Raw genomic sequence first — 8,805 nt, forward strand, 5'->3', positions numbered from 1 at the left:
CACCGGCGACCCACCCTGCGCGCGTGGACCTCCGCGACGGTGCGCTGGATGTGCGAGGCGGTGGTGGAGCACCTGGTGCGGGCGCACGCCCGCAACCGGGGCCGCCCGTTCCGCCGACCGAGCGGCCTCAGCGGGTGCGGCGGAGCAGGGCCATGAACATCGCGTCGGTGCCGTGCCGGTGCGGCCACAGCTGCCCGTACCGGCCGCGGGCCACCCCGGGGACCTCCGGGAACAGCGGGGCGACCGGGAGCACCTCGACGTCGTCCCGCGCGGCTGCGGCGTCGACCACCGCCACCGTCTCCGCGGTGTGCGGCGAGCAGGTCACGTAGGCGACCACTCCCCCGGGGCGCACCGAGGCCAGCGCGCCGTCCAGCAGCGCCGTCTGCAGCTCCACCAGCGGGGGGACGTCCTGGGGGGTGCGGCGCCAGCGGACCTCCGGGCGGCGGCGCAGCGCGCCCAGGCCGGTGCAGGGGGCGTCGAGCAGCACCCGGTCGAAGGAACCCGGCGCCCACGGCGGTTGCCGCCCGTCGGCGACGAGCACCTCGGTGTCGGCCTCCCCGCCCAGCGCCGAGCGCACCAGCTCGGCGCGGTGCGGGGAGCGGTCGGCGGCGGTGAGCCGGACGCCCTCGGAACGGACCGCGGCGAGCAGGCCCGCCTTGCCGCCGGGGCCGGCGCACATGTCCAGCCAGGCGGCGTCGGGGCCCTCGAGCGGGGCGCGGGCGAGCAGCAGCGCGGCCAGCTGGCTGCCCTCGTCCTGCACCGCGGCGGTCCCCTCGCGGACCGCCGCCACCCGCCCCGGGTCCCCGCCGCCGAGCCGGACGGCGAAGGGCGACCACGGCCCCGGCGTCCCCCCCGACTCCGCGGCCAGCCGGTCCTGGCCGACCCGCCGGGCCACCAGGTGCACCTCGGGCGCGGCGTCGTCGGCCAGCAGCGCGGCCTCCAGCTCGCTGTCGTCGGAGGAGTCGCCCACGTCCAGCGCCTCGCGCCAGGCCGCCACGATCCACCCGGGGTGGTCGGTGGCCAGGGCCAGCCGCCGGTCGCCCTCGCCGCCGAGCCGCGCCAGCCAGGCGGCGCGGTCCCCGCCCGCGGCGACCTTGCGCAGCACCGCGTTGACCAGACCGGAGGCCCCGGTGCCGACGATGGCCCGGGTGAGGTCGACGGTGGTGTCGACCGCCGCGTGCGCCGGCACCCGCAGGTCCAGCAGCTGGTGGGTGCCCAGCCGCAGCAGCTCCAGCACCCGGGGGTCGAGCTCGGTCAGCGGCCGGTCGACCAGTCCGCCGAGCACCGCGTCGAGGGTGCCCTGCGCGCGCAGCGTGCCGTAGGTGAGCTGGGTGGTGAAGGCGGCGTCGCGCTGGTCGAGCTGGCGCTCGCGCAGCAGCTGCGGCAGCAGCAGGTTGGCGTACGCCGCGCGGGAGGAGACGGCGTCCAGCACGTCGTAGGCGGTGAGCCGGGCGCCGTCGAGCTGCGGGCGCGCGGGGCGCCGTCCGTCGCGGCGTCCCGGCCGGGAGCGGCCCGGGCGGCGGGGTGGGCGCGTCATCCGGCCCCCTCGCCGGCGGTCGTCGGCCCCGTGCCGCAGCGGGCTCCGGCCGTGCGGATCCCCACGAGCTCGCTCACCTGCCCACCTGCTCCCCCGGCGCGGGGCGGGCGCCGCGGGCCCAGTCGGTCGCCGGCAGCACGCGCTTGCCGGCCGGCTGCACGTCGCCGAGGCGCACCGCGCCGCGGCCGGTGCCGACCAGCACCCCGGTCGGCCCCACCGACAGCTCACCGGGCGCCAGGCCCAGTGACGTCGGCAGCGGCTCCACCGGGCCCAGGCGCAGCCGGTCCCCGCGCCAGGTCGTCCAGGCGCCCGGGGCCGGGGTCACCCCGCGGACCCGGCGGTCGACGACGTGTGCGGGCAGCGACCAGTCGACGCGGGCGTCGGCCGGCTCGATCCGCGGTGCCAGGCTGACGCCCTCGGCCGGCTGCGGCTCGGGGACGAGGGTGCCCGCCTCGATGCCGTCGAGGGTGGCCAGCAGCAGCCGGGCGCCGCTGTCGGCCAGCCGGCCGAGCAGGTCGCCGGCGGTGTCCCGCGGCCCGATCGGCTCGGTGACCACGCCGTAGACCGGTCCGGTGTCCATCCCCGCCTCCAGCCGGAACGTCGACGCGCCGGTCACCTCGTCGCCGGCCATGACGGCGTGCTGCACGGGAGCGGCCCCCCGCCAGGCCGGCAGCAGCGAGAAGTGCAGGTTCACCCAGCCGTGCCGGGGCAGGTCCAGCGCCGCCTGCGGCAGCAGCGCGCCGTAGGCGACCACCGGCGCACAGTCGACGGCGAGGTCGGCCAGCTGCGCGAGGAACTCCGGGTCGCGCGGCGAGCGTGGCTGCAGCACCGGCACCCCGGCGGCGTCGGCCCGCTCGGCGACCGGCGACCGGCTCACCCGGCGTCCGCGGCCGGAGCGGGCGTCGGGGCGGGTCAGCACAGCGGCCACCTCGTGCGCGGAGGCCAGCAGCAGGTCCAGCGAGGGGACGGCGACCTGCGGCGTCCCGGCGAACAGGAGCCTCAGTGGGGGCTCACCTCCACGCGCGGGACCCAGGCACCCGTGCCGGCCCACTCGGCCTCGGCGATGGCGGCCAGCGCGGCCTCCTTGGCCCCCGGCTCCAGCCGGTCGACGAACAGGACGCCGTCGAGGTGGTCGACCTCGTGCTGCACCGCGCGGGCCAGCAGGTGCGAGCCCTCCACGCGGACCGGCTCGCCGTGCAGGTCGAAGCCCGTGGCCGCGACGTACAGGTGCCGGCGGCAGTCGTAGGCGAAGCCCGGGATCGACAGGCAGCCCTCCGGACCCTCCTCGGTCTCCTCCCCGACGGGGACCACCTCGGGGTTGACCAGGTGCCCCACCTGGCCGTCGACGCACCAGGTGAACACCCGCACGCCGACGCCGATCTGCGGCGCGGCCAGCCCGGCACCGCCGGCGGCCAGCATCGTGTCGGTGAGGTCGTCGACGAGCCGGCGCAGCTCGGCGTCGAAGTCGACGACCGGGGCGGCGGGCGTGCGCAGCACCGGGTCGCCGTACAGGCGGATGGGGGTCACGCTCACCGGTCGATCCTAGAAGAAGGCCCCTCGGCCCCCTCGCCGCTCGCGGGCTCGCGACGGGATCCTGCCGACGGGCGGCTCCTCAGCCGGTCGCGGCGACCTCGGTGACGACGGCGCCCATCCCCTCCGGCTCGCCGCCGCTGGGACCGTCGTCGGGCCCGCAGCGGCTCAGGCTGACCGAGAGGGTGAGGACGACGACGAGGGCGACCAGGGCCAGCACTGCCCACTTGCCCCAGCGCCTCAGGTCGCCGGGAGCGGGGTCGCTGCCCCGGGTGCCGTCAGGTGGGGGGTTGGTCGAAGACACGCGCGGCTCCTCGCCGGGTGGGCGGACGTCGAGGTGCGCGGTCTCGGCCCCTCGGAGGCACGCCCCGGCTACCCCGGTCGCCGTCCCGCGACACACCGGCCGCGGACGGGCGGTGCCGGTCGCCTCAGCTGGCGGCGCGCGCGGCGGGGTCCTCGGCGCGGGCGCGCAGCAGCCCGTCGGCCCAGTCCGGCCACGGCCGCTCGTCCTCGTCGCCGGCGAGCCGGACCAGCTCGGTCATCGCCGCCTCCACCGTGGGTCTGCGGCCGGGGTCGTCGTCGGTCATCCGGTCGATCACCCGGCGGAGCTCGTCCGCGCCCGCCGCCCTGTGGTCGAGCACGGCGCGCAGGGTCGCACCGACGCCGTAGACGTCGAACGCGGGCGTCACCGGGCGCACCCGCGTCCGGTCCGCCTCCGGCGGGGCGAACCCCTGCGTGCCGATCCCCTCGCCCACCTGCAGCTGCGCGCCGAGTGGGCGGGAGGAACCGAGGTCGACCAGCCGCGGTCGCCGGTCCACGACCAGCACGTTGAACGGGTCGACGTCCATGTGCGCGAGGCCCCGGGAGTGGAGTGCGCGCACGGCACCGAGGACCTGGACGCCGAGGGCGGCGGTGTCGTCGGCGCGGAACGCGCCGTCCTCCTCCACGCACTCAGCGAGGTTGTACCCGTCCATGTACTCGACGGCGATGAAGGGCACGGGCTCCGTGCGGCCGTCGTGCAGCAGCCGCGGCAGGGCCGGGTGCCGCAGCGCCGAGAGCGCCCGGACCTCGCGCTCGAGCGCGGTGACGTACTCGGGCTTCCAGTTCGGGCGGACGACCTTCACCACGGCCGGCGCCCAGAGGTCCACCGACCAGCACAGCCAGGTCTCCCGGCGGTGCCCGACCGTGAGGAGGTCCCAGGCGAGGTGGCCGGGGACGAGCGGCCCGCCGTACTCGGGGTCCCACCGGGGGCGGCCGTCCTCGTCGGCGATGGCCACGCCGACCACGCTCTGTTCCACTGCTGCTCCTCGGCGGTTCGACGGCGTCCATCGGGGTAGGTGGCGGTGCTCAGGGCTGCGGACGACGTCGCCGCCCCGCCGGATGTCGGCCGGCGGGACGGCGACCCTGCGTTCAGCCTCACCAGCCGTCGGAGTGCCAGCTGTTGCTGTGGCTCTTCCACGTCTTGCTGGTGGTGCTGCTCCACCAGTGGCGGCGCCGCCGCCGCTTCCGCCTGTGGGACGGAGCCGACACCTCACCGATGATGCGACGGAAAGTGGTCATTGCGTTTCACCTCCTCTCGACGGGCTCGTGGTGCGCGGTGGAGGCGAGGGCACGACCGCGCCGACGACCTCCGGAGTGGGATGTGCCCGCCGCGGCGTCGTCCCGGTGGGCGCCCGCCTCGCGGGGGGCGCCGTCGTCGTCGGACGGGCCGGTCCCGGGAGCGGGCACGCCGGCCGGCGGGGCGGGCGGGCGGTGGGGCGAGACGGCCACGGTCCGGTCGGCGATCGCCGCGAGGACCGGGTCGTGCGTCACGAGCAGGACCGTGCGGTCCCGCGTGGCCGAGCGGATGGCGCCGACGACCTGCCGGGCCGCCTCGGCGTCCAGCGACGTCGTCGGCTCGTCGAGCAGCACGACCGGCGCGGTGGACACCACGGCCCGGGCGAGGGCCACCCGGCGGCGCTGTCCGCCGGAGAGCATGACGCCGCTCTCCCCGAGCTGGGTGTCGTAGCCCTGCGGCAGGGAGAGGGCGAACTCGTCCACCCAGGCGGCCCTGCCGGCGGCGAGGACGTCGGCGCGGGTGGCGTCGGGGTTGCCGAAGGCGATGTTCTCGGCGAGCGTCCCGTCGAGCAGCCACGGGTCCTGCGGCACGAAGGCCAGCTGCCGCCGCAGCTCCACGGTCGCCATCTCGCGGATGTCGACGCCGTCGATCAGCACCCGGCCGGCGTCGGGGTCGTACAGCCGGAGCAGGAGGGAGAGCACCGTGCTCTTGCCCGCCCCGCTGGGACCGAACAGGCACACCGTCTCGCCGGCCCTGAGGGTCAGGTCGAAGTCGCGCAGCACCGGACGGTCCGGGCCGTAGGAGAAGCTCACCGACTCCAGCCGGATGCCCTCCCGCACCGGCGGCACCGGCCGCGGCTCGGCGGGCTCGGGCACCGCCTCGGTGCAGGACAGCACCTGGTCGATGCGGATCGCGCTGGCGTGTGCCTTGGCCTGCACCGTCACCAGCCGCACCAGGCTGCGCACGGGCGACTGCAGCTGCCGGAGGTAGGCCAGGACCACGAGCAGCTGACCGACGGTGAGGGTCCCGTTGCGCACCTGGAGCCCGCCGGCGACCAGCACGATGCCGGAGCCGATGCTGAGCAGGATGCCGGCGACGGGGCTCCAGCGGGCGTCCACGATCGCCGCACGGGTGTTGGCCGCCACCGCGCGCTCGTTGGGCTCGCCGAACATCTGGCCGGCCCGGTCGAGGCGGCCGAAGGCCTGCACGGCCCGCACGTTGCGCAGCAGGTCGATGGCGGCCCCGGACAGCCGCCCGGACGCCTCCCGGGCCGCGAGGGTCGCGGCCCGCACCCGGCGGCGCTGCACCGAGGTGACCCAGACCAGCACGGGCAGGACGACGAGACCGAGCCAGGCCAGGGACGGGTCGACCGCGAACAGCAGGACCAGCGCGCCGACCAGGAGCAGCAGGTCGGGCAGCAGCTGGGTGAAGACGGCCACCACCGCGTCGAGCATCCGGCCGACGTCGGCGGTGAGCCGCGAGGTGATCTCGCCGGTGCGCGTCCGGTCGTGCCAGCGCAGCGACAGGGTGATCGCCCGCGAGAAGAGGGCGGAGCGCATGGCCCCGGCCATCCGCTCGGCGGCCCGCTCGGCCCAGATCCGGGTGACCGTGTCCAGCACGGCCCCGAGGACCGAGAGCCCCACGAGCGCGGCGCCGGCGACCACCAGCAGGCCCACCGGGTCGAGGCCCGACAGGATCCCGGCGGGCCCCTCCAGGGGCCGCTCACCGAGGGCGTGGTCGACGGCGAGCGCGAGCGGCCAGGGACCGAGCAGCGTCGTGGCGACCTCGACGACCGCCGCCCCGGCGGCCAGGGCGAGCAGGCCGGCCTGCGGCCGGATGAAGGGCGCCGCCACACGCAGCGACCCCGGGGGCCGGTGTGCTGCGTGCGTCGACATGCCGGCAAGAGTGGTCCGGGACAGCGGTGAGTCTCCATACCTCCCTGGGAGTACGACGAGAGTCCCTGTCGTCGGCGGACATCGCGCGAGCAAACTGGACGGCGACGGGCCGGAACCGCCCTATGCTCCGTGAGTGATCTGGGTCACATCGGGGGAACGGAGGGCACGGCCGGGTGTACGACCGTTCTCCGTGGCGAGGGTGGTCGCGCACGTGACCGTCACCGGCGTCGTCCTCACCTTCGCCCTCGCACTGGTGACCGGGCTGCTCGCCCGCGACGTCGGGGACGACCTCGGGACCCGGGCCTTCGAGCGGCTGGCCCACGTGACGGCCGCGAGCCTGGCCCCCGCCGTGGACGCCGACCCCACGCGCCCGCCGGTCGCCGTGGGTGACCTCGGCCGGCAGGTCACCGGGGTTCTCACCGCCGGTCCGGTGGCCGCGGTGTCGGTCAGGGACGCCTCTGGCCGGGTGCTGTGGTCCGACCGCGCCGAGTCGATCGGCCGGGTCACCCCGCTGCCCGCGGACGCCCGCCGGGCGCTGGACACCGGCTCGGTGGTCTCGGCCGCCGACGAGGACGGCGGGTCGCGGCTGGTCGCCCACGCCGGCATCCGCGACGTCCATGGCACGCCGGTGCTCCTGGACCTCACCGAGGGGACCGACGACGCCCCGGTCGTCGCGCGCCAGGTGTGGCTCGCCCTCGTGCCCGCCGCCCTGGTGGCCCTGCTGCTGTTGGTCCTGACCCAGCTGCCGCTGGCCTGGCGGCTGGCCGCCCAGGTGCGCCGGCATCAGCAGCACGACGCGGTGCTGCTGCGGGCCGCCGTCGACGCACCGGACGCCGAGCGCCGGCGGCTCGCCGGTGAGCTGCACGACTCGGTGCTGCCCGTCCTCTCCGGCGTCGCGATGGAGCTGGACGCCGCCCGGCTGCGGGCCGGCCCCGGCGCGGAGGCGCGGCTGCCCCCGGGGGTCGCTCCGTCGGTGCGGCGCGCCATCGACGACCTCCGCGCGCTGGTGTCCGGCTCGGCCCCGGGCCCGGACCCGGCACCGGTGACCGACCTCGCCGGGCGCCTGCGCCGCCTGGCCGCGGAGCTGCAGGACGCGGGCCTGCAGGCGTCGGTGCAGGTACGGGGGGCCGCGCGCCTGCCCGACACCGTCGCCCGGCTGCTGTACCGCTGCGCCCGGGAGGCGCTGCGCAACGCCGCCGCCCACAGCGGCGCCACCTCGGCGGAGGTGACCGTCACCCGCGAGGGCCCCACGGTCACCCTCGTCGTCGACGACGACGGCCGCGGCTTCGACGAGCAGCGGCTGGCCGAACGCCGCCGCGCCGGGCACGTCGGCCTGGACACCCTGGGCGACGTGGTCGTCCGTGCCGGCGGCTCCCTCACGGCGAACAGCTCCCCCGGTCAGGGCACCCGGCTGGTCGTCAGCCTGCCCGTCGACGCGCCCGTGGGGGCCCTGCCGTGATCCGCGTCCTGGTCGTCGACGACCACGCCGTCGTCCGGGAGGGGCTGCGCAGCCTGCTCGGTGCCTCCGGCGACCTCGAGTGCGTCGGCACGGCGGGGGACGGTGACGGCGCGGTGGAGCTCATCGACCGCCTCGCCCCCGACGTGGTCATGCTCGACCTGGCGATGCCCGGGCAGGACGGCATCAGCGTGCTCCGCAGCCTCCGGGCACGGGGCAACGGCGTCCGTGTGCTGGTGCTCAGCTCGTACGCCGAGCGACCGCTGGTGCTCGAGGCGCTCGACGCCGGGGCCGACGGTTACCTGCTCAAGCACACCGCGGCCGAGGGCATCCTCGACGCCGTACGGGTCGTCGCCGGCGGCGGCTCGACGATCGACCCGCAGGTGGCGCCCGCGGTGCTCGCGGCCCTGCGGGACCGGGGTCAGGGCGACTCGCTCACCGAGCGCGAGCGGGAGGTCCTGGAGCTGCTGCGCCAGGGCCACTCCAACAAGGTGATCGCCCGGCGGTTGCGCATCACAGAGGGAACGGTGAAGACGCACGTGACCCACATCCTCCACCGGGTCGGCGCCGCCGACCGGACGCAGGCGGCCCTGTGGGCGGAGCGTCACCTCCGCCGGCCGCGCGCCGAGGACGGTGGCCGCTGATGTCCGGCGTGCACCGGGGGGGCCCGCACACCCCGCTCCCCGAGCCACCCGACGAGCGCCACCGTCCGGTGGTGCTCCGGCGCACGGCCGCCGCCGGGGGGCCCCGGCGCCCCACTCCCACACCGCGCCCGCTGACCCCCTCCACCAACCCCCCCCACCGGCGCCTCGCCGGGTCGGCGGTGTCG

9 protein-coding genes are annotated in these 8,805 nt (G+C 77.1%); 2 read left to right on the forward strand and 7 right to left on the reverse strand.

The features are described from left to right. Positions 1 to 127: 127 nt before the first annotated feature. The 7 genes from ACI78V_RS21190 to ACI78V_RS21220 form a co-directional block, all read right to left on the reverse strand. Positions 128 to 1,537: an RsmB/NOP family class I SAM-dependent RNA methyltransferase gene (locus ACI78V_RS21190; protein WP_456854360.1), complete on the reverse strand. Its 1,410-nt coding sequence runs from the start codon at positions 1,535 to 1,537 to the stop codon at positions 128 to 130. 73 nt (positions 1,538 to 1,610) lie between these two features. After that, positions 1,611 to 2,588, reverse strand: a complete 978-nt coding sequence (fmt, locus tag ACI78V_RS21195; RefSeq protein WP_456854362.1) for a methionyl-tRNA formyltransferase — start codon at positions 2,586 to 2,588, stop codon at positions 1,611 to 1,613. Beyond that, a complete protein-coding gene (def, locus tag ACI78V_RS21200) occupies positions 2,537 to 3,070 on the reverse strand; it encodes a peptide deformylase (RefSeq protein ID WP_456854364.1) in 534 nt (177 codons plus the stop codon). The genes fmt and def overlap by 52 nt, the downstream gene beginning before the upstream one ends. Positions 3,071 to 3,149: 79 nt before the next feature. Beyond that, on the reverse strand, positions 3,150 to 3,371 hold the full coding sequence (locus ACI78V_RS21205; protein ID WP_456854366.1) for a hypothetical protein: 222 nt from the start codon (positions 3,369 to 3,371) through the stop codon (positions 3,150 to 3,152). Between the two features lie 124 nt (positions 3,372 to 3,495). After that, a complete protein-coding gene (locus ACI78V_RS21210; protein WP_456854368.1) occupies positions 3,496 to 4,365 on the reverse strand; it encodes a protein kinase domain-containing protein in 870 nt (289 codons plus the stop codon). A gap of 118 nt (positions 4,366 to 4,483) precedes the next feature. Further along, entirely contained in the window at positions 4,484 to 4,627 is a 144-nt protein-coding gene (locus ACI78V_RS21215; RefSeq protein ID WP_456854370.1) for a hypothetical protein, read from the reverse strand. 6 nt (positions 4,628 to 4,633) lie between these two features. After that, a complete protein-coding gene (locus ACI78V_RS21220; protein ID WP_456854372.1) occupies positions 4,634 to 6,520 on the reverse strand; it encodes an ABC transporter ATP-binding protein in 1,887 nt (628 codons plus the stop codon). Between the two features lie 190 nt (positions 6,521 to 6,710). On the opposite strand from ACI78V_RS21220, the gene ACI78V_RS21225 reads away from it, so the two are divergent. Together ACI78V_RS21225 and ACI78V_RS21230 are read left to right on the forward strand one after the other, a co-directional pair. Next, a complete protein-coding gene (locus ACI78V_RS21225) occupies positions 6,711 to 7,979 on the forward strand; it encodes a sensor histidine kinase (protein ID WP_456854374.1) in 1,269 nt (422 codons plus the stop codon). Continuing rightward, positions 7,976 to 8,620 (forward strand): response regulator, encoded by a 645-nt coding sequence (locus ACI78V_RS21230; protein ID WP_456854376.1) that lies wholly within the window; start codon positions 7,976 to 7,978, stop codon positions 8,618 to 8,620. The genes ACI78V_RS21225 and ACI78V_RS21230 overlap by 4 nt, the downstream gene beginning before the upstream one ends. Positions 8,621 to 8,805: the final 185 nt, after the last annotated feature.

It is taken from the genome of Geodermatophilus sp. SYSU D00742, assembly GCF_054049935.1.